This is a genomic window from Stenotrophomonas sp. SY1, from assembly GCF_021202945.1.
In the GTDB taxonomy this organism is placed as follows: Bacteria; Pseudomonadota; Gammaproteobacteria; order Xanthomonadales; family Xanthomonadaceae; genus Stenotrophomonas.
This window is the reverse complement of sequence record NZ_JAJOYR010000001.1, coordinates 394329-413395: the sequence shown is the minus strand read 5'-3', so window position 1 is coordinate 413395 and position 19067 is coordinate 394329. Positions and strand designations below refer to the sequence as shown.

At 65.2% G+C, this 19067-nt stretch carries 20 protein-coding genes; 10 read left to right on the top strand and 10 right to left on the bottom strand.

The window, feature by feature from the left end; genetic code table 11:
- Window positions 1–79 precede the first annotated feature (79 nt).
- Entirely contained in the window at window positions 80–931 is an 852-nt protein-coding gene (locus LR961_RS01600; RefSeq protein ID WP_232146680.1) for a DUF1838 family protein, read from the bottom strand.
- 432 nt (window positions 932–1363) lie between these two features.
- Here LR961_RS01600 and LR961_RS01595 point away from each other — a divergent pair, with 432 nt between their 5' ends.
- From LR961_RS01595 to LR961_RS01580, 4 genes are all read left to right on the top strand, one after another.
- The gene (locus LR961_RS01595; RefSeq protein ID WP_232146679.1) at window positions 1364–2551 is read left to right on the top strand and encodes a class I SAM-dependent methyltransferase; all 1188 of its coding nucleotides are present in this window, start codon (window positions 1364–1366) and stop codon (window positions 2549–2551) included.
- Entirely contained in the window at window positions 2548–2910 is a 363-nt protein-coding gene (locus tag LR961_RS01590) for a hypothetical protein (RefSeq protein WP_232146678.1), read from the top strand. Before LR961_RS01595 ends, LR961_RS01590 begins: the two co-directional genes overlap by 4 nt.
- A 50-nt stretch (window positions 2911–2960) precedes the next feature.
- Window positions 2961–3467: a hypothetical protein gene (locus tag LR961_RS01585; protein WP_232146677.1), complete on the top strand. Its 507-nt coding sequence runs from the start codon at window positions 2961–2963 to the stop codon at window positions 3465–3467.
- A gap of 241 nt (window positions 3468–3708) precedes the next feature.
- Window positions 3709–4851 (top strand): nitrilase-related carbon-nitrogen hydrolase, encoded by a 1143-nt coding sequence (locus LR961_RS01580; RefSeq protein ID WP_232146676.1) that lies wholly within the window; start codon window positions 3709–3711, stop codon window positions 4849–4851.
- Between the two features lie 276 nt (window positions 4852–5127).
- On the opposite strand, the gene LR961_RS01575 is transcribed toward LR961_RS01580, so the two are convergent.
- Complete coding sequence (locus LR961_RS01575; RefSeq protein ID WP_232146675.1) at window positions 5128–5871, bottom strand: hypothetical protein; 744 nt, start codon at window positions 5869–5871, stop codon at window positions 5128–5130.
- A 132-nt stretch (window positions 5872–6003) separates the two neighbouring features.
- Here LR961_RS01575 and LR961_RS01570 point away from each other — a divergent pair, with 132 nt between their 5' ends.
- The 4 genes from LR961_RS01570 (at window position 6004) to LR961_RS01555 (ending at window position 9742) form a co-directional block, all read left to right on the top strand.
- On the top strand, window positions 6004–7380 hold the full coding sequence (locus LR961_RS01570; RefSeq protein WP_232146674.1) for an amino acid permease: 1377 nt from the start codon (window positions 6004–6006) through the stop codon (window positions 7378–7380).
- Between the two features lie 171 nt (window positions 7381–7551).
- Window positions 7552–7815 carry a hypothetical protein gene (locus tag LR961_RS01565; protein WP_232146673.1) on the top strand — a complete coding sequence of 88 codons (264 nt, stop codon included), beginning with the start codon at window positions 7552–7554 and terminating at the stop codon, window positions 7813–7815.
- A gap of 95 nt (window positions 7816–7910) precedes the next feature.
- Window positions 7911–9092 (top strand): NO-inducible flavohemoprotein, encoded by a 1182-nt coding sequence (hmpA, locus tag LR961_RS01560; protein WP_232146672.1) that lies wholly within the window; start codon window positions 7911–7913, stop codon window positions 9090–9092.
- Between the two features lie 269 nt (window positions 9093–9361).
- Window positions 9362–9742, top strand: a complete 381-nt coding sequence (locus LR961_RS01555) for a DUF1761 domain-containing protein (protein ID WP_232146671.1) — start codon at window positions 9362–9364, stop codon at window positions 9740–9742.
- Between the two features lie 768 nt (window positions 9743–10510).
- Here the strand turns inward: LR961_RS01555 and LR961_RS01550 are convergent.
- From LR961_RS01550 to aroE, 4 genes are all read right to left on the bottom strand, one after another.
- Entirely contained in the window at window positions 10511–10924 is a 414-nt protein-coding gene (locus LR961_RS01550) for a hypothetical protein (protein ID WP_232146670.1), read from the bottom strand.
- Window positions 10925–11133: 209 nt separating this feature from the next.
- Window positions 11134–13233, bottom strand: coding sequence for an ATP-dependent DNA helicase DinG (gene dinG / locus LR961_RS01545; protein WP_232146669.1), 2100 nt, complete (start codon window positions 13231–13233; stop codon window positions 11134–11136).
- Between the two features lie 75 nt (window positions 13234–13308).
- Entirely contained in the window at window positions 13309–13665 is a 357-nt protein-coding gene (locus tag LR961_RS01540; protein WP_232146668.1) for a hypothetical protein, read from the bottom strand.
- Between the two features lie 7 nt (window positions 13666–13672).
- Window positions 13673–14521 carry a shikimate dehydrogenase gene (gene aroE / locus LR961_RS01535; RefSeq protein ID WP_232146667.1) on the bottom strand — a complete coding sequence of 283 codons (849 nt, stop codon included), beginning with the start codon at window positions 14519–14521 and terminating at the stop codon, window positions 13673–13675.
- A gap of 59 nt (window positions 14522–14580) precedes the next feature.
- Here aroE and LR961_RS01530 point away from each other — a divergent pair, with 59 nt between their 5' ends.
- A complete protein-coding gene (locus tag LR961_RS01530; RefSeq protein WP_232146666.1) occupies window positions 14581–15459 on the top strand; it encodes a TolB-like protein in 879 nt (292 codons plus the stop codon).
- Window positions 15460–15641: 182 nt separating this feature from the next.
- Here LR961_RS01530 and LR961_RS01525 read toward each other — a convergent pair whose 3' ends face one another.
- The 4 genes from LR961_RS01525 to LR961_RS01510 all read right to left on the bottom strand — a co-directional run bounded on the left by LR961_RS01525 (window position 15642) and on the right by LR961_RS01510 (window position 18192).
- A complete protein-coding gene (locus LR961_RS01525; RefSeq protein ID WP_232146665.1) occupies window positions 15642–15917 on the bottom strand; it encodes an SHOCT domain-containing protein in 276 nt (91 codons plus the stop codon).
- Between the two features lies 1 nt (window position 15918).
- Entirely contained in the window at window positions 15919–16908 is a 990-nt protein-coding gene (hemB, locus tag LR961_RS01520) for a porphobilinogen synthase (RefSeq protein ID WP_232146664.1), read from the bottom strand.
- A gap of 31 nt (window positions 16909–16939) precedes the next feature.
- Window positions 16940–17854 carry a bestrophin family protein gene (locus tag LR961_RS01515; protein ID WP_232146663.1) on the bottom strand — a complete coding sequence of 305 codons (915 nt, stop codon included), beginning with the start codon at window positions 17852–17854 and terminating at the stop codon, window positions 16940–16942.
- Window positions 17855–17943: 89 nt separating this feature from the next.
- The gene (locus LR961_RS01510) at window positions 17944–18192 is read right to left on the bottom strand and encodes a hypothetical protein (RefSeq protein ID WP_232146662.1); all 249 of its coding nucleotides are present in this window, start codon (window positions 18190–18192) and stop codon (window positions 17944–17946) included.
- A 142-nt stretch (window positions 18193–18334) separates the two neighbouring features.
- On the opposite strand from LR961_RS01510, the gene LR961_RS01505 reads away from it, so the two are divergent.
- Complete coding sequence (locus LR961_RS01505) at window positions 18335–18757, top strand: hypothetical protein (protein ID WP_232146661.1); 423 nt, start codon at window positions 18335–18337, stop codon at window positions 18755–18757.
- The last annotated feature ends 310 nt before the right edge of the window (window positions 18758–19067 follow it).

Here is a 19067-nt window from a genome sequence, read left to right as displayed (position 1 = left end):
CTTGAAAGTGTGATCGGAACAGATGTGAGGATGGATGCGCCGTCGTTTGGGGGAGGGGTCCGTCCTGTGTTTCCGTACTTCAGTCCTGCTGTTTTTCCGCAGCGCCCTGCTTGAGCTGCTTGTAGTAGCTCCAGCTGGTGACGTTGGGTTGCACCCAGGTTTCAGGTGCGCGGGCGTACTCCGGGTAACGGGTACGCACCAGTTCCTGGATGTCGGCCGGCAGTTCGCTGACCGAGGCGCGCTTGTTGCCTTGCGCCACGTACAGCAGGTTGCCCGGGCGGGTGCCCAGCTTCATCCAGGGCAGCCACGGCCCGATGCGGGTCCAGCCGTAGGTGACCGGCACGCTTTTGAGCGCCGGGTTTTCCAGATCTGCGCGCGGTGCGAAGAACATGAAATGTTCCGAGCCCATGTAGGTCGGGCCGGTGGATTCGGCCGGGAATTCGGCCGGCTGCAGCGGATTGGGATAGGCCAGCGGGATGTTGAGGGTCAGCATCACCTGATCGCCGGCTTCCACCCACGGCAGGTGCAGCGGACGGCCCGGTGCATTGATCACGGTGTTGACCGGATCGTTGGCCACCTGCACGACTTCGTTGCGCTCGCCGGAGAGCGGGTTGTCCCAGCTGTCGATGATCTTGCCGGTCTTCAGGTCGCGGTAGAACGTCAGCTCACGCGTGTACAGGCGCCACACGCCGTCGGCCTGCTTCTCGGCGCGGCAGATGTTGTAGCCCTCAAAGCCCAATACCGGGGCGGCTTTCTTGCCCGGCTCCTGCGCGAACAACGTGCCGGCCCACCACAGCAGTTCTTCCTGCTTGGGGTCCAGCGAGCAGCGCAGCTTGACCATCGCTTCGACGCTGCCCTGTTCGGACTGCAAATCCAGCGCGTTTGCCTGTGGCGAAAGTGCAATTGCGGCAATCAGTAAAAGCGATGACATTCGGATCACGACAACCCCCTGTTTGTATGGGCCTGGAAAGCTGCTGCTTCCCCTTCCCGATGCGCCACCGACATGGCTGCCGGCCCGGCGAAGATGACATATAGCTATATCATTAGTACATGAATGTCCAATCATTCATAGAACCTGGATCCGGCACCCCGCAGCCGCACTGGCCGCGTGAAATCCAGTGCCCGGGATGCGTCGCTCGCAATGCGCAACATGCTGCTTCGCAACAAAAATTTCGCTGCGCAGGATGTGAAAGCAGCACTAGCATGCTGTCCGGACATTTGAGAGGCTCGGGTCGGCGCCATGACACCGCAGGCCGCTTCGGTCGCAGCAACAGACAGGTCTGATCGGGGCACTTGACCATGTCCGGATCAACATGACATATAGATATAACTTTAGAACCTAACCCCCGAGCCCGGAGTCGCCATGAGCCAGCACCCTCTGCCGCCTAGTTGGCAGCACGTCGGCCGCCACGCGGTCTTTCCCGAAAGCACGCACGACGACACCGCACGCTTCGACTTCCTGGCCAACCTCAACGGCTACCTGGCCACCCAGCTCAGCCCCAAGGTCAAGGTGGCCTACGAGCGCCGGGTGAAGCCGGCGTTCGAGAAGGAAAAGGGCCGCGCCCCGGAAACCCGGCATGAAGTGCGCAAGGCCATGGCGGCCGACGGCATCTACCAGACCTGGAGCGCCCTGCGCCGCAGCAGCATGGAGATGCGTCAGCAGGCCGGTCGCGGGCTGGTGCTAAAGCAGGTCGATGCGCTGATCGAAAAGACCCGCGCACTCAATGCAGGCGACGATGGCCTGCGCCTGGATGCCTCGGTCAAGGTGCCGCGCTACTCCAGCGCGGTGGACATCCACTGCATGCCCGGCGGCTATCACACCGAACTGCTGGCCGATGACGTGTCGGCGGCGACCAACTACGACTGCGGCATCTTCGCCACCACCGGCGGCATGCTCGGCCGTTACAACGACGGTGGCGGCCAGGCGCTGGCGCAATGGCTGAAGGAACAACACCCCCAGTTCAAACCCCGCCGCATCCTGGATATCGGCTGCACCGTCGGCCACAACATCGTGCCGCTGGCGCAGGCATTCCCCGATGCGGAAGTGATCGCCATCGACGTGGCCGCACCGATGCTGCGCTATGCGCACGCCCGTGCCCGCGCACTTGGCGTGAACAACATCGCCTTCCAGCAGGCCAACGGCGAAGCGCTGGAGTACCCGGATGGCCACTTCGACCTGATCACCACGGCCATGTTCTGGCACGAGAGCTCGTCCACGGCGATGCCGCGCAAGCTGCGCGAGATCAACCGCCTGCTCGCGCCGGGTGGCCTCACCGCGCACCTGGAGCAGCCGCAGTACCACGGCATGGACCCGTACGAACAGTTCATCCGTGACTGGGATGCGTACAACAACAACGAGCCGTTCTGGAGCGTGATGCACGAATACGACCTGCGCCAGATGATGGCTGCGGCCGGCTTTGATGCCGACCGCTATTTCGAAACCAAGGTACGCGGCGTGGTGGACCGGGACATCTTCCCGGTGGCCAGCGAGAGCGGAGAAGACCACGGCCGTGCGGCGCTGTGGACCATGTTTGGAGCGTGGAAAGCATGAGCAGCATCGACCCCATTGCCCTGGCCGGAAGCCGCGCCCGTGGCAAGCGTCCGTACTTCTTCAAGGACCCGGACGTGGAGCGCGTGCTCTCCATCGCCATGGCCATCGCGATGGAAAACGCGGTGACCCATCAACGCCTGGACGCGCTGGAACGCCTGATCGAAAGCAAGGGCCTGCTCAGCCGCGAGGAACTGGACCAGTTCCGGCCGGACCGAGAGGCCGAAGCACAGCGCACGCTGTGGATGAAGGAATACATCGCGCGGGTGCTGCGCATCGTGCAGCAGGAAACCGAAGCGTTGGAAAGCGGTGCTATGGACGTGCCGATGGAAGAAGTGATGGACGCACTTCGCAAGGAATGAGGCATGCCGCCTCAACTGATGACATCAACACGACCACAAGGGAAACCGCAATGCCGAACATGCAACTGCACCTGCCGCTGCTGGCCCGCCACGAAGGCGTCTGGGACGGCGTATACCGCTACTACGACGCCGAAGGCAACAAGATCGACGAGCACAAGTCGCGCCTGATCTGCCGCTTCCCCAGCGATGAGAACGTGCCGTACCACCAGACCAACCACTACAGCTGGGCCGACGGCAAGGTGGAAGTACGCGACTTCCCGACCCGCTACGAATTTGGCCGTGTCATCTTCGACAACGAGCTGATCTACGGCTGGGCTGCCGAAGTACCGCTGGATGATTACCACCGCACCGTGATGCTGTACTGGAAGCGCAAGGGCGAGGAAGGCCTGGAGCTGTACGAGATGATCCAGCTCTCCGACGACGGGCAGATGCGCAACCGCATCTGGCATTGGTACAAGCATGGCGTGCTGGTGCAGCGCACCCTGATCGACGAGAAGTTCGTCAGCCGCGACTGGCAGAAGATCAAGGGCGAGAGCTTCAACGGCGACGCGATCTGATTGCAGCAGCAGAACGACGACTCGGGGCGCCATGGCGCCCCGAGTTTGTTGCGGTAGTGCAGCAGTGAAGCACTCCTTGCAGCCAGCGGTTGCAGCTGTGAAGCCCCTCTTCCGCCTGCGGGGCGATGCGGTTTGCTCGCGAACCCTTGGTTCGCAGCCAACTGAGCACCGTTGCGCTGGAGAAGGGACAAGCAGCAACCGCAACCAACCTGATCCAGGCAATCAACCACCGAGGTACGCAATGAGCAACACCCGCAGACATTTCCTCGGCAGCGCCGCCGGCCTGGCCGCACTCGGCGCGGTCGGTCCCGCCCTGCTTGGCACCCCGGCGCCCGCACAGGCGGCCATGGGCAAAGGCCCTGACGCATTGAACGAACGCACCGATGGCACCTACGCCACCGTTGAACTGGCCAAGCCGGCGTGGACACTGGGGCTGGTGCAGTCACGCGTGCACAGCTTCGACGCCAGCGAATGGAAGGCCGGCACCCGGCGCAACCTGGCGCACATGCTGGAACTGATCGACAAGGCGCACTACCACGCCAAGCCCGACCTGCTGCAGTTCCACGAATTCCCGCTGACGGGTTGGCGCAAGTGGACGCGCGAGGAAATCCTCAAGTTCGCCATCACCATTCCCGGCGCCGAAACCGAGGCCATCGCGCAGAAGGCGCGCCAGTACGGCACCTGGATCGTGTTCGGTGCCTACGCCACCGACCCGGACTGGCCGGGCCACGTGCTGTCGATCACCACGATCATGAACGACAAGGGCGAGATCGTGGACAAGCACTGGAAGGCCCGCAACCTGAAGGGTGCGTTCCCGGACTTCGAGCTGTTCACCACGACTACTTACGACGTGCTCGACCGCTACGTGGAAATGTACGGCCGCGACGCGGTGGTGCCGGTCACCCGCACCCCGCTGGGCAACATCTGCACCAGCTCGACCCAGCGCGAGCCGGAGCTGTTCCGCGCGATGGCGTTCAAGGGTGCGGAGGTGTTCCTGCGCACCGCTTCGGGCGGCTTCTCGGAAATGGATATCGCCGCTTGTGCCATGTACAACGGCGTCTACTCCTCGATCGTCAACAACTCGATCTCGCCGGACAACGGCCCGTACTTCGATGATCCGGGTTCAGGCGGCACCGCCCTGTACGACCCGGCCGGCAAGGCCATCGCCGAGGCGCAGAGCAAGGAAGAAACGCTGGTGCTGGGCCGCGTACCGATCGCCGACCTGCGCGCCCGCAAGCGCCAGCCGGTCGTACACATGGACCTGTTTCGCGACATCTATGACACCTACCAGAACGCCTACCCACCGAACCTGTGGTCGGAATACCTGCCGACTTCGCTGGAGGATGCGGCGCGTTACATCCGCGGCAAGTCGCGCTGGAAGTAAGCGGCAGTTTCAGATTGTGGTGCCTGGACCGTTGCTCTTGAGCTGTTGCTCTTGAGCTGTTGCTCTTGAGCTGTTGCTCTTGAGCTGTTGCTCTTGAGCTGTTGCTCATCCCCTCTCCCGTTTACGGGAGAGGGGTAGGGGTGAGGGCATGCACTTGCTGTTGCCTTGGCTGCTGCTTGACCACTTACCCTCACCCCAACCCTCTCCCGTAAACGGGAGAGGGGGCAAGATCAGAGCCAAGCGCAAGCGCAAACCAAAACCAAAACCAAAGCCCCCTCAGCCACGCCCGTCATCATCCGCGCCACGGCCAGCGCCATAGCCCAGTCCGGCCCCCATGCCCATGCCGGCGCCCATGCCACCGGCACCACCCGCGCCACCACCGCCCTTGGCGGCGGCACCACGCTCCCCGTCCTTGGCCGCACCCTTGTTGCCGCCGCCGCCGCCACCGCCAGCCGGCCGCGCCGGACCCTGGCGTGGGATGGCCACGCTGGCCGGAATCGTATCCAGGTCCAGCACCTGACGGATGAAGTCACGCAACGAAACCACCAGCTCGGCGGTATGGATCGGCCGGCCCTCGACCATGTCGGTGGCAGCGCGCGCGGCCAGCCGCACCTGGTCTTCAGTGCCCAGCAGGATCACATCCGACAACGCGCCCTCCACCGCATCACGGATGCGCCGGGCGCGGTCACCGGTATCGCCCGGGGCCGGCACCGGCAGAATCAGCGCGCCTTCGTCGGTGGTCAGCGGCTGCTCCTGCGCCAGTTCGGCAGCGCGGCGGCGCAGGTCACGCAGATGGCTGGGGTCCACGCTCAGGTCGCCGGTGAACGAGCCACCCAGGGTCTTGTAGGCCGCAATCAGCGTCTTCAGCCGCTCGTTGATCTGACGGTTGGCCGCCTCCCGCTTCTGCTGCACCGCCTGCATCACCAGCAGGCGGATGCCCACGCCGATCAGGGTGATGATCGCCAGGCCCAGCAAGGTCGAGAGCAGGCCCTGCCACGAACTGAAATCCAAGCCGCGCATGCGTCCATTCCTTGCTGCAGGCGCACATCCGCGCCGGAGCGCTCATCCTACCCGGCCCCAACCAACGGGACAGACACGATGGCGGGCGGACGCGGTAAGGTGTCGCCCTCTTTCGTGACCAGAACCCCATCGATGCCCGCCAACCTTTCGGCCCCGGCCACCGCGCCGTCGCAGAATCTGGAACGTGCGCTCAAGCCGCGCCAGCTGATCATGATGGGACTGGGCAGCGCCATCGGCGCCGGCCTGTTCCTTGGCTCGGGCGTGGGCATCCAGGCCGCCGGCCCGGCCGTGCTGATCTCCTACCTGGTGGCCGGCACCCTGGTCATCATCATGATGCACGCCATGGGCGAGATGGCCGCCGCACGGCCCACCAGCGGCGCGTTCTCGGTCTACGCCGCCGACGCCCTGGGCCCGACCGCCGGCGCCACCGTGGGCTGGCTGTGGTGGGCGCAGCTGGTGGTGGTGATCGCCGCCGAATCAGTGGGCGCGGCCGGGCTGCTGGCCACCATTTGGCCACAGCTTTCGGTGCCGCTGACCTCGCTGGCGTTCATGCTGGTATTCACCGTCATCAACCTGATGGGCGTGCGCAACTACGGCGAGTTCGAGTTCTGGTTCGCCATCCTCAAGGTCGGCGCCATCATCGCCTTCATTTTGATCGGCATTGCCCTGCTGTGCGGCCTGCTGCCGGGCGTGGCCTCGCCGGGGTTGTCCAACATCACCGGCCACGGCGGCTTCATGCCCAAGGGCCTGACCGGCATCGGCGCGGCATTGCTGGTGGTGATCTTCGCCTTCGGCGGCACCGAGATCGTGGCCGTGGCCGCGGCCGAAACCCAGGACCCGGAGCGCAGCCTGGCCCGCGCCATCCGCACCGTGGCCTGGCGCATCCTGGTCTTCTACATCGGCTCCATCGGCGTGATCATCGCGGTGGTGCCATGGACCAGCAAGGCGCTCAACTCGCCGTTTGCCGCCGTGCTGGAAGTAGCCAACATCCCCGGCGCCGCCACCGCGATCACCCTGATCGCCGTGATCGCGCTGCTGTCCGCGCTCAACGCCAACCTGTACGGCGCCTCGCGGATGATCTATTCACTGGCTTCGCGCCGGGAAGCACCGCGCTGGCTGGCCAATACCAACACCCGCCAGGTGCCGGTGCTGGCGGTACTGGCCAGCGTGCTGTTCGGCTTCGCCGCCACCGCGCTGGAGCTGCTGTACCCGAACAAGGTGCTGCCGGTGTTGCTGAACGTGGTCGGCTCCACCTGCCTGCTGGTCTGGACCATCACCCTGGTATCGCAGCTGATCCTGCGCCGCCGCGCCGAGCGCGACGGCACCGTGCTGCCGTTCCGCATGGCCGGCTTCCCGTACCTGACCCTGCTGGCCCTGGCCATCCTGGCGCTGATCTTCGTGCTGCTGATGGCCACCCCGGAAACCCGGCTGCAGTTCCTGTCGATGGCCGCCTTCACCGCCTTCATCGCCCTGTGCAGCGGGCTGGCGCGGCGCGCACGCGGCGGCTGAGCCGCCCATCCCCGGTACGGACAATCGTGCCGGAACAGGCTGTTCGCAGGCCCGCCGCAACGGCGGGCTTGTTTTAGTGCGCGAGTGACGGCAGGCTGCGCGCATCCGGCGTAGGACGCGCCCAAGGATCCCGCGGTAGCCGCCCCCACTCCCCTGCCTTACCCCCACGCCATGATCGACCTAGAAGACCTCATCCAGCGCGCCATCGACCCTTCATCCGTCAAGCTGGAAGGCACCCTGACCAATCCCCCCTCCTTTGGCGTGTATGCCATCGAGAATGCCGACAACGGCAACATGCACTACCGCTTCGGCAGCCACCCGGTGCGCCTGCACGAGCTGGAAGACAAATTCGGCGGTGCCGAGCTGGAATACCTGTTCCTGTCGCGCGAAGACGCCGCGGCGATGACCGCAGCCCTGAACAAGCCCGAGAGCTGAAAACCGGGTCCATTTCCCGATGCCTTGATTTTCGTCAGGGCAGCGCCGGCGCCGGCATGGATTGATAAGGCACCCCCAAAAGGATGCCAAAAACCATGCTTACTGCTGCACAGCGCGAACTGATCAAGGCCACCGTTCCGCTGCTGGAAACCGGCGGCGAAGCGCTGACCAAGCACTTCTACGGCCTGATGCTGGCCGAGAGCGATGCGGCCCGGCCGCTGTTCAACCAGGTCCACCAAGCCACCGGCGACCAACCGCGCGCCCTGGCCAACTCGGTGCTGATGTACGCCAAGCACATCGATCGGCTGGAGGCCTTGGGCCCGCTGGTCGGGCAGATCGTGGCCAAGCATGTGGCATTGCAGGTGCTGCCGGAGCACTACCCGATCGTCGGCCATTACCTGCTGCGTGCGATCCGCGAAGTGCTGGGCCCGGACGTGGCCACCGACGAGATCATCGACGCCTGGGGTGCGGCCTACCAGATGCTGGCCGACCTGCTGATCGGCGCCGAGGAAACGGTGTATGCGGCCAACGAGCAGGCCCCGGGCGGCTGGCGCGGCGGCCGCAGCTTCCGCGTGGCCGACAAGGTGCGTGAAAGCGAGGAAATCACCTCCTTCCATCTGGTTCCGGCCGACGGTGGCGCGGTGGTGGACTTCCAGCCTGGCCAGTACATCGGCATGAGGCTGCTGCTCGATGGCCAGGAAGTGCGCCGCAACTACTCCCTGTCCGACGCCCCGAACGGCCGCAGCTACCGCATCAGCGTCAAGCGCGAGGACGGCGGCAAGGTCTCCAATCACCTGCATGACCACGTGCAGGTCGGCGACACGCTGGAGCTGTTTGCCCCGGCCGGCGATTTCACCCTGGCTGCCAGCGAGCGCCCGGTGGCGTTCATCACCGGTGGCGTCGGCATCACCCCGACCCTGCCGATGCTGGAGCAGGCCCTTGCCAGCGGCCGTGAGGTGCACTTCATCCACTGCGCACGCAACGGGCAGGTACATGCGTTCCGTGAGTTCATCGCGCACAAGCAGCAGCAGCATCCGCGCCTGCGCGCGTACACCTGCTACAGCGACGCGCAACCGGGTGACAAGGCCGACGCCGAGGGTTTCCTCAGCCACGAGCTGCTGCAGCAGTGGTTGCCGGAAGCGGGCAACGTGGACGCCTATTTCCTCGGCCCCAAGCCGTTCATGGCGCAGGTGAAGAAGCTGCTGCGCGACGTGGGCGTGCCCGAAGCACAGAGCCGTTACGAGTTCTTCGGCCCGGCAGCGGCATTGGAAGCCTGACCGGAACAGTGTTGTAGACGTGCGTTGAGGTAGAGAAGGCCGGTGGACATCCACCGGCCTTTCTCTTTGCCCGGGCGGGACGAGTGCTGCGGGTGCCCTCTCCCCATGCGCTTGACCATGCCTGCCCTTTGGCCAGGGAACAGGTGCAGAAGCATCACCCCTTCCCCTTGGCCTGCGGCAAAGGGAGGGAGGTGCGGGCGGCACCATGCAGCGCAAATCCCGCGCCGGGCGTTACGATGCGCGCATCATCGGGAATTGGGGGAATTCGCATGAACGTCTTTGCCGTGGTGGTTGCCGCCGTGTCCAGCTTCCTGCTGGGCGGCCTTTGGTATTCACCGGTGTTGTTCGGCCGCGCCTGGAACCGCGAGAACGGAGGCGAAGTGCCGCAAGGGCATCCGGCCAAGGTCTTCGGCGTGAGTTTCATCTTCTCGCTGCTGGCGGCCTTCGCGTTTGCCTGGTTCGTCGGACCGGAACCGGAGCTGCGCAAGGCCCTGTTGTGCGGCGTGGTTGTGGGCTTTGGCATGGTCGCCGCCAGCTTTGGCATCAACTATCAGTTCGCCCAGCGCAGTGGAAAGCTGTGGGCGATTGATGGCGGTTACCACACGGTGCAGTTCGTGTTGTTCGGGTTGATCCTGGGGCTGTGGCACTAAGCGAGCATCGCTGCTGCTTTTGCTGCTGCTTTTGCTGCTGCTTTTGCCGTTGCCTTGGATGTTGCCTTTGACCTACCGGGTTCCCTTCCGCAGCGACGGAGCTGACGGACAAGACCCCACAGGGGCGACGTGCATGGATGCACGTCGTTTTTCGACGAGACAGGGATGTCTCGTCGAAAAATCCCGGTAGCGGAGTGGACCTGGAGCGCGCAGCGCGGAAGGCGCGCAGGCAGGGTGTGCTTGACCAGCCTTCGGCTGTTGAAAAGCTCTTCTTTGCGCCAGGTTTCTTTGCACAAGCAAAGAAAGGTGGCTCGCGCCCCTTTAGGGGCACGAAAGTCTTTGCCTTTGATGTTGCCGTGCTTCTGCACACTCGAAGCCGCAACCAAACCCAAAGCCAGAGCTTTCACTCCCGTTCGGGGAGCGAGTTACTTTGACCAGCCATTCGGCTGTTGAAAGGCACTTCTTTGCTTATGCAAAGAAAAGCTAACCAAAAGAAACGATCTTCAACAGCCGAATGGCTGGTCAAGCACGCCCTGCCTACGCGCCCACGATGCTGCACATCGCGGGTCCACTCCGCCAGCAGGATTTTTCGACGAGACATCCCTGTCTCGTCGAAAAACGCCGCACATCCTTGTGCGGCGCCCCGTTCGGGGTCTTATCTGCCGGCTCCGTCGCTGCGGAAGGGAACCCGGCAAGTCAAAGACAAGGGCAAGGGCAAGGCGCTGCGGGCACGCGGCTGCGATCACACGCTCAGCAAACAGCCAACCGTCAGCCCAACCTGGCTCGCAACCACCGCTCAACCGTAGCCACCGTTCCGAGCTTGGCAGGAACATCCAACTGCATGACCCGCGCAAACACATCCGCCTGGCGGATGAATGCCTGCTTGGCCATCCGCTGCGCCTGCTGCACCGTCGATTGCTGCCGACGCAACTGCACAATCTGCAACGACGGCCGGCCCGGCGGCGAGAACTTCTGGTAACGACGCAACTCGTCGGCCACAAGCCCAACGTCCACCTCACTCTTCACCAATGCCTGCCCGGCCTGCAGCAACTGCTCCAAGGCATGGCCTGCCTCCGTCAGCTCGGTATCCGCAAACAGCATCAGCGACGCCAGGATCGCATCGCGCTGCTGGAGTCGCTGCAACTGGGCGTCCCAAAGGAAGTTGGCGGTGAAATCGGGCATGAGGAGATACCTGGAGGAAGGCGGCGGACTTTACGGGTTGGGCTGTTACTGCGCCAGCGGAGTGCTTTTCATCCCCCTCTCCCCAACCCCTCTCCCGCAAGGGGAGAGGGGCTCAGTACGCTTCAAGCTGAAGCATTGCCTGCAACCCAGCCTTCAAAGCCTCTCTCCCCTTGCGGGAGAGGGGTTGGGGAGAGGGGGCAGCCGTTGCCTTACCCGATCACCCGCTTGAACGGCGGCAGCGAATCAATGATCCGCTTGCCATAACGCCGCGTCAGCAGGCGCGAATCCAGGATGATCACCCGCCCGGTGTCGGTCGAGGTGCGAATCAAGCGCCCGGAAAACTGCGTCAGCGTGCGCAATGCATGCGGAATGGCGATCAGGTTGAACGAGTTCAAACCGCGGCTCTCAAACCACTCGCTCAACGTCGAGGTCTGCGGGTCGGTTGGCACCGCGAACGGTACCTGGGTGATGACCACCGTGGTGCAGGCCTCGCCCGGCAGATCCAGACCCTCGCCGAACGAATTCAAACCAAACAGCACCGAACCCTCGCCCGCCGCGGTGCGCTTGAGATGCTCGTCGATCATCTTCTGCTTGGCGCTTTCACCCTGCACCAGCACTTTCTTGCGCAGCGTCGCCGGCATCAGCTCGGCCACTTTTTCCATCTTCCAGCGCGAAGTGAACAGCACGATGCTGCCCTTCTCCCAGTCCAACTCCGCGGCCAGGTACTTGGCCACTTCCTTGGGATGGCGCTCGCGGTCGTCCGGCGTCACCGGGAACTGCGGCACGATCAACTCAGCCTGGTTCGGCAGGTCGAACGGCGAGGCCAGCGACACCATCTCCGCTTCCTCGGGAATACCGTTGTCGATGGCCAGCGACTGGAAATCACCGCCGCCGGTCAGCGTGGCCGAGGTCATCACCACCGAATCCACTTCGTCCCACAGCAGCTTGCGCAGCACCATCGCCGCCGACACCGGCGAGCAATGCAGGATGTAGTCGCCCTCGCGCGACAAGGTCACCCAGCGCGCGATCGGCGGTTGGCCTTCCTTGTCCTCGCGGCGCCAGCCAGCCCACAGGTTGTACTGCTGCTCGATCATCTCCAGCGCCATGCCCAGGTTGCGTTGCAGGCGCTCGTGGCCGGCATCCTCAGGCTTGCCCTTGGCCACCAGCGCGGTTGCCGCCGTGGCCCAGTTGAGCAGGCTGCGGGTTTCATCGGCCAGCACTTCGATGGGCTGCCTCCATGCTTCGGGCAGGCGCCCGTTGGCCGCGCGCCACATCGGTTCGCGATCATCCGGCTGCGGAATCCACACGTTGGCGATGTCGTCGCGAAAGCTCTTCAGCAGCTTGCTCACACGCGAGGCTACTTCGATGGCTTCATTGGGCAGCAGGTTGCCGATCTTGTCCTTGTCCACCGCGCGGTACGCACCGGCGATCAGGATCTGCAGGCGGCCGGTGCGCTTGGCCATGTCATCCAGCGGCAGGTTGGCCGCGCCCTGGTCGATGGCGACATTGCCGATGTGGTGGCCTTCGTCCAGCACCAGCAGCATGTCGCCCGGTGGTGCGATCAAAGGCTGACCGCTGTCGCTTTCGCCAATGGACAGCGCCGACAGCAGCAGCGCGTGGTTGGTCACCACGATCTGCGCATCGCGTACTTCGGTGCGCGCACGCAGCACCGGGCATTGCGCCGAGTACGCACAACGGCGGCCCGCGCAGGCCGAGGCCGGCGTGGTGATACGCATGCGCAAGGTGGTGGAGATCGTTTCCGGCGCGTTGTCGAGGTCGCCATTCCAGCGGCCTTCGATGAAGGCCTTGGTCAACTTCTCGGCCACGTCCATTTCAATCGGCGCCAGCGGCCGGTCGTACAACTGCACCTCGTCGCCGAACATCCCTTCCTGGGCGCCCTCGCCCTGCGCTTCGGCGGCATTGCGCGTGCACAGGTAGCGGGTGCGGCCCTTGGCCAACGCCACCGTGGCCTGCAGGCCGGTGGACTTGAGGAAATTGGGGATGTCGCGCTCGACCAGCTGCGACTGCAACGCCACGGTGCCGGTGCTGATGACCAGCTTCTTCTTGCTGGCCAGCGCAATCGGCACGCCGGCAGTGAGATAGCCCAGGCTCTTGCCGACGCCGGTGGGCGCCTCGACCACGCCGACACCGCCGGTGGCCAGCGCGCGCGACACCACGCCGATCATCTGGCTCTGCGAACGGCGCGTGCTGAAACCCGGCGTATTGGCCTGCAGCTTGGCGTAGGCGTCGCGGATGCCGGCCTTCAGATCCTCGGTCAGCGCTCGCGGTGCTTCCACTTTTTCCGTCACGCCAACCTGCCACCTGCTGCAATCAAGGCGGGCATTTTCCCATACCCGCCCGCATTCACCGAATGCCGCGGTGGTTCAGGTGTTTGCCGGTGCCAGCGGACGCCGCAGGGCCTGCACCAGCGCCCAAGCCAGCAGCACGAAGCCCGTCGCCTGAACCAGCGACAGGATGAAGTTCAGCACGCTGAGCAACGTGTTCAGCCCGCCCAGCGCGTCGAACTTGCCGGCTGCGATGAACAACAGCGGCAGCACGTTGAGGACGCCGGCGCCAATGCCGGCCAGCAGCAGGATGGCCACGGCCCACAAGGCCACCGCGCGCACCTTGCCGCGCGGTGTGTCCAGCAGCATCACCCAGGCCACGCCCAGTGCGATCAGGATCGGCAGCCGGTAACCAACGGAAACCAACAAGGTCTGCAACAAGGTGCTGCTGTCCATGCCCGCCTCAGTCCGCCGTGACCAGCAGCGCGTCACGGCCGCGCAGTTCGGCGTAGACCGCGTCGGTCTCCGGGCGCATGCCGTGCCATTGCTGGAAGCTCTCGGCGGCCTGCTCGACCAGCATGCCCAGCCCATCGAAGCTGTTGCGACAGCTGGCCGCGCGCGCCCAGGCCAGGAACGGAATGGCCGCCTCGCCGTAATTCAGGTCCACCGCGGTGGTCATGCTGTTGACCAGCGACAGCGGCAGGTTGAAGCCGCCTTCGCCACCGCGCGCGGCCGAGGTGGCGTTGATGATCAGCTCGAAGTCGCCCTGCTCGCGCAGTGCATCCCAATACGCGGAAATGGCACGACCGGGCTCGCTCATCGCATCGACCAGCGCATCGGCGCGCTCGGGCGAACGGTTGACCACGATCAGTTCAAGGATGCCGGCATCCAGCAGTGCCGGTGCTACACCGCGCGCGGCGCCACCGGCACCAAGCAGCAGCACACGACGGCCACGCAGGTCCAGACCGTGGCGGCCGGTGAGGTCGCGCACCAGGCCGATGCCGTCGGTGTTGTCGCCATGCCAGCGATCACCCTTGCGCAGCAGCGTGTTGACCGCACCGGCCCGCTGCGCACGCGAAGTGGTGGTGGTACACAGCGCGAACGCGGCTTCCTTGTGCGGCAGGGTCACGTTGGCACCTACGCCACCGTCGGCGGCAAACGCCTCCAGCATGGTCGGGAACTGCTCCGGCGATGCCTCGATGGCACGGTAATCAACCGCAATGCCATGTGCCTTGCCGAACGCCGACTGGATGCGCGGCGATTGCGAGTGGGCAATGGGCTGGCCGAATACGGCGTAGCGGGGAGCGCTCATGGGAAACCTCATCCTCTGCATGACCTAGACTGGACGCGACTGTCACCTGCGGGACCTTCATGCGGACCGGACCACAACTGCTCGCGCTGATAGCGAGTCTACTCTTTACCCCCGTGGCCTCGGCGCTTTCGGAGTACGGCATCGAAGGCATGGGTGTGGTCTCCACGCGCGCCGATGAGCTGCGTGCCACGCTCAGCGGCGACGGCCAGCGCATCGTCTGGGCCAGCAACCGCGAGGGCGGTGCCGGCGGCTGGGATCTGTGGCAGGCCACCCTCCAGGACAAGCGCTGGACCCAGCCGCAGCCGCTGGCGCTCAACAGCAGCGCCGACGAGGTTGATCCGTACCTGAGCGCGGACGGGCGCTGGCTGTACTTCGCCTCCAACCGCAAGGGCGGGCGTGGCGGGTTCGATCTTTACCGGGCACCGCTTGCCGCCGACGGCAGCATCGGTGCCCCGCAGGTGCTTGGCCCGTCCATCAACAGCCGCCGCGACGAACGGTCGCCGGCCCTGGCTGACGATGGCCGCCTGCTGTTCTCCAGCAACCGCGACGGCGGGGCCGGCGGCTGGGACCTGTGGTCGGCGCCGTTCCAGGCCGATGGCTTCGGGGCGCCGGCGGCATTGGCCGGGCCCAACACGCCCGGCGATGAGATCGACGGCAGCTGGCTCGGCGGCGGTCGCGGGCTGGTGTTCGCCCGTGGCAACGGCCAGGGCGGTGCGCAGTTGTGGGTGTCGCAGTGCCGCCAAGGGCAATGGGGCGAGGCGGCGTTGTTGCCGCTGTCGTTCAACAGCGCCGACGGCGACACGCGAGGGGTACTGATCGATGCCAACAAGCCCGGCGAACTGGTGGTCAGTGGACGGGCCCGTGCACCACGTGCCGGTGGCCTGGACCTTTACCGGATGAAGGCACCGGGCGTGGATGGCAGCGGCGATTGCCGTTGAGATGCCGGCAGTTGCTTACCCCTCCCCAACCCTCCCCTTGCCGACGCAAAGGGAGGGGGCAAGAGCGGAGCTTTGCCGCAACCTGACCGACCGCGCATGACCGCCCCCTCCCTTTGCCAAAGGCAAGGGGAGGGTTGGGGAGGGGTGCCTCTTGGGGAAGGGGTGCCCCCGGCAGCCAGAACTCAACGCCCGGCCAACACCTCGGCACGGCGCTTCTCATACTCGGCATCGCTGATCTGCCCGTGCTCCTTTAACAGACTCAGCTCGCGCAGCTTCACCTCCACGTCCGGCTTCTGCGGCGCCTCACGTTTCAGGCGTTCGGCCGCTGAATGCAGTTCCGGCGGACGCCGCGAGGCGCGCACGATGGCGGCGATGAACACACCAATCAGCACGGCAAACAACAACACGCCAATCAGCCACACCGCCCAGTTGTAGCCCTCAAGGCCAGGAGCGTTCATTTCATCCCTCCTTCAACCAACGCGCGATCTGCGGCGCGTAGTAGGTCAGCACACCATCGGCGCCGGCACGCTTGAAGCCGATCATCGTCTCCATCACGCATTTGCGCTCGTCCAGCCAGCCATTGGCCGCGGCGGCCTTGAGCATCGCGTACTCGCCGCTGACGTGATACGCGAAGGTCGGCACGCCGAACTCCTGCTTCACCCGGCGCACGATGTCCAGGTACGGCATGCCCGGCTTGACCATGACCATGTCCGCGCCCTCTTCCAGGTCCAGCGCGATTTCACGCATGGCCTCGTCGCTGTTGGCCGGGTCCATCTGGTAGGTCTTCTTGTCGGCCTTGCCCAGGTTGCCCGAGCTGCCCACCGCATCGCGGAACGGGCCATAGAACGCGGAGGCGTACTTGGCCGAATAGGCCATGATGCGCACGTTGATGTCGCCGGCCGCATCCAGCGCGGTGCGGATCGCACCGATGCGCCCATCCATCATGTCCGAGGGCGATACGATGTCCACGCCGGCCTGTGCATGCGACAGCGACTGCTTCACCAGTGCTTCGACGGTGATGTCGTTGAGCACATAACCGCGCTCGTCGATGATGCCGTCCTGGCCGTGCGTGGTGTACGGGTCCAGCGCCACGTCGGTCATCACGCCCAGCTCGGGGAAACGCGACTTCAGCGCGCGGATCGCACGCTGCGCCAGGCCGCCCTCGTTCCAGGCTTCAGCCGCATCGAGCGTCTTGCGTGACGGGTCGATCACCGGGAACAGGTCGATCACCGGCACGCCCAGTTCCAGCGCCTGCTCGGCCTCGCGCAGCAGTTCGTCGATGGACATGCGGTCCACGCCCGGCATCGAAGCCACCGGCGCGCGACCGTCCAGCTCATGCACGAACACCGGCCAGATCAGGTCGTCGCTGGTGAGCGTGTGCTCGCGCATCAGCCGGCGCGTGAACTCGTCATGACGCATGCGACGCGGGCGGTAATGGGGGTGGCCCATGGACGTACTCCTTGATTCAGAAAAACAGGGTTCAGCGCAGCAGGTAACCCTGCGGCTGCAGTGGTTCGGGCAACGGCCGTCGCCCCAGCGCATCCAGCACGTCGATCTCGATGGTGCGCACCATCGCATCGAGCGGCAGGTCATTGGGCTCCAGGCCGAACGGTTCTTCCATTTCTTCGCCCAACTGGTCCAGGCCGAAGAAGGCATATGCCAGCAGCATCGACACCACCGGCGTAGCCCAGCCCAGCGCGCCTGCCAGGCCGAACGGCAGCAACACGCAGAACAGCCATGCGCAGCGATGCAGCAACAGCGTGTAGGCAAACGGCAGCGGCGTACCGGCGATGCGCTCGCAGGCCGCCTGCACGCCGGCCATGCCCTGCAGCCGGGCCTGGAACTGGCCGTACAGATACGGATCGAGCCGGCCTTCGCGCAGTGGCAGCGCCAGTTCGACCGAGAGCTGTGTCAGCAATCCATCGGGAATGTTGCGCCGTTCCAACAGCGGCGCCTGGTCCGGCGCCAGCCACGGCGCGGCAGCGGCCGCCTCGTCGGCACCACGCAGGCGTGCGGCCAGCGCATAGGCAAAGCCGATCACCAGCTGCGAGGCACGTTCGCGCAGCACCGGCTCGGCCGCCAGCAACGCGGCGGCCTGACGGGCAAAGCCGCGTGATTCGATCAGCAGTTGTCCCCACAGCTTGCGCCCTTCCCACCAGCGCTCATGGCAGGCGCTGTTGCGGAAGCTCAGGAAGATCGACAGCACCAGCCCCAGCAAGGTGAACGGCACCACCGTCACCCCATCGCGACCGAACGGATGCCAATACCGCTCGAAAGCGGCCACTGCCACCGCCAGCGCGCCGATGGCCAGCACCTTGGGAGCGATGGCCGGCACGATGGAACCACGCAGGATGTACAGCAGCTGCCAGCCGCTGGGGCGGGGACGGATGATCATGGCAATGCAGTCACGCCGGGCGCCGGCCCGGCCAATCGCCGTATTTTACGCCCCTGGCCTGTACAAGGCCGGACAACCGCAGCGACGCCTCAGATGAAGCCGCCGCCGATACTCAGCCGGATCACGCCGACCACGATGACGATGCCGTTGAGCAGCAGCCCGGTCCTGGCCCGACCACGCTTGCTGGCGTGGGTGAACAGAATGCCGATGGCGGCAATGATCGCGCCCACTGCGGCAAACGGAATCAGGAACCAGTTCCCCCAGCCCAGCAGCGGGATGAAGGCCAGCACCATCCACAGCAGTGCCACGATGCCCCACACCAGACTGATCAACCCCATTGTTCTTCTCCATATGACACTGCCAGCAAGATAGCCGGGAAACATTGGTATTCAAGTGCCGGTTGTCGCAAGCTGGCGTTCGCGGCCAATTCACCCTTGGCCGAGGATCATCCGCAAGTACCCATCATCGGGGAGTGAAACCATGAAACTGCCGCTTGCCATTGCCTTGGGTGTCGTCCTGGCCGCCACCGGTTGCGCCAGCACGTCCCGCGTGATGCTCGGCCAGGCGCGTGCGCCGGTGGACCCGGCCAGTGTGCAGATCTACTCCACGCCGCCGCCGGGTTCGGTCGAGATCGCGCAGCTGGAATCGTCCAGCGCGGTCGGCTTCGGCACCCAGGGCCAGACCGATGCCGCCATCGCCCGGCTCAAACGCGAGGCCGCCGCGCTCGGTGCCAACGGCGTGATCCTGATGGGCGTGGGCGGTGCCGGTTCGCCGGTGGGCATGTCGGTCGGCGCCGGCACCTTTGGCAGCCATGTCGGCGGCGGCCTGAGCGTGGGTATTCCCACCCAGCAGAAGCGTGCGGCCGGTGTGGCGATCTGGGTGCCGCCGGGCGCGGGCCGCTGAAGCCTCCTTGTAGGAGCGGCGTGAGCCGCTCTTACAACGCCGCGCAGCTGCAATGGCGAGCGACTTGAGAACTTCAGGCTCCACTGGCTTCGCGGCTCACGCCGCTCCTACACAAGCAGGCAGCTGTGATAGCGAATGCTCCGAAGACTTCGGGCATTGCCAGCTTCGCGGCTTACGCCGCTCCTACACAAGCAGGCAGCTGTGGTGGCGAATGCTCCGGAGGCTTCGGGCATTGCCAGCTTCGCTGCTAAGCCCGCTCCTACAACGGCGCCAGCTGCGCGGCTGAAGCCACTTCGACAACGCAAGCAAG

Excerpts from the sequence above, each read along its gene's own strand:
- LR961_RS01600 (WP_232146680.1), bottom strand. The coding sequence starts at position 931 with ATGTCATCGCTTTTACTGATTGCCGCAATTGCACTTTCGCCACAGGCA.
- LR961_RS01595 (WP_232146679.1), top strand. The coding sequence starts at position 1,364 with ATGAGCCAGCACCCTCTGCCGCCTAGTTGGCAGCACGTCGGCCGCCAC.
- LR961_RS01590 (WP_232146678.1), top strand. The coding sequence starts at position 2,548 with ATGAGCAGCATCGACCCCATTGCCCTGGCCGGAAGCCGCGCCCGTGGC.
- LR961_RS01585 (WP_232146677.1), top strand. The coding sequence starts at position 2,961 with ATGCCGAACATGCAACTGCACCTGCCGCTGCTGGCCCGCCACGAAGGC.
- LR961_RS01580 (WP_232146676.1), top strand. The coding sequence starts at position 3,709 with ATGAGCAACACCCGCAGACATTTCCTCGGCAGCGCCGCCGGCCTGGCC.
- LR961_RS01575 (WP_232146675.1), bottom strand. The coding sequence starts at position 5,871 with ATGCGCGGCTTGGATTTCAGTTCGTGGCAGGGCCTGCTCTCGACCTTG.
- LR961_RS01570 (WP_232146674.1), top strand. The coding sequence starts at position 6,004 with ATGCCCGCCAACCTTTCGGCCCCGGCCACCGCGCCGTCGCAGAATCTG.
- LR961_RS01565 (WP_232146673.1), top strand. The coding sequence starts at position 7,552 with ATGATCGACCTAGAAGACCTCATCCAGCGCGCCATCGACCCTTCATCC.
- hmpA (WP_232146672.1), top strand. The coding sequence starts at position 7,911 with ATGCTTACTGCTGCACAGCGCGAACTGATCAAGGCCACCGTTCCGCTG.
- LR961_RS01555 (WP_232146671.1), top strand. The coding sequence starts at position 9,362 with ATGAACGTCTTTGCCGTGGTGGTTGCCGCCGTGTCCAGCTTCCTGCTG.
- LR961_RS01550 (WP_232146670.1), bottom strand. The coding sequence starts at position 10,924 with ATGCCCGATTTCACCGCCAACTTCCTTTGGGACGCCCAGTTGCAGCGA.
- LR961_RS01540 (WP_232146668.1), bottom strand. The coding sequence starts at position 13,665 with ATGGACAGCAGCACCTTGTTGCAGACCTTGTTGGTTTCCGTTGGTTAC.
- aroE (WP_232146667.1), bottom strand. The coding sequence starts at position 14,521 with ATGAGCGCTCCCCGCTACGCCGTATTCGGCCAGCCCATTGCCCACTCG.
- LR961_RS01530 (WP_232146666.1), top strand. The coding sequence starts at position 14,581 with ATGCGGACCGGACCACAACTGCTCGCGCTGATAGCGAGTCTACTCTTT.
- LR961_RS01525 (WP_232146665.1), bottom strand. The coding sequence starts at position 15,917 with ATGAACGCTCCTGGCCTTGAGGGCTACAACTGGGCGGTGTGGCTGATT.
- hemB (WP_232146664.1), bottom strand. The coding sequence starts at position 16,908 with ATGGGCCACCCCCATTACCGCCCGCGTCGCATGCGTCATGACGAGTTC.
- LR961_RS01515 (WP_232146663.1), bottom strand. The coding sequence starts at position 17,854 with ATGATCATCCGTCCCCGCCCCAGCGGCTGGCAGCTGCTGTACATCCTG.
- LR961_RS01510 (WP_232146662.1), bottom strand. The coding sequence starts at position 18,192 with ATGGGGTTGATCAGTCTGGTGTGGGGCATCGTGGCACTGCTGTGGATG.
- LR961_RS01505 (WP_232146661.1), top strand. The coding sequence starts at position 18,335 with ATGAAACTGCCGCTTGCCATTGCCTTGGGTGTCGTCCTGGCCGCCACC.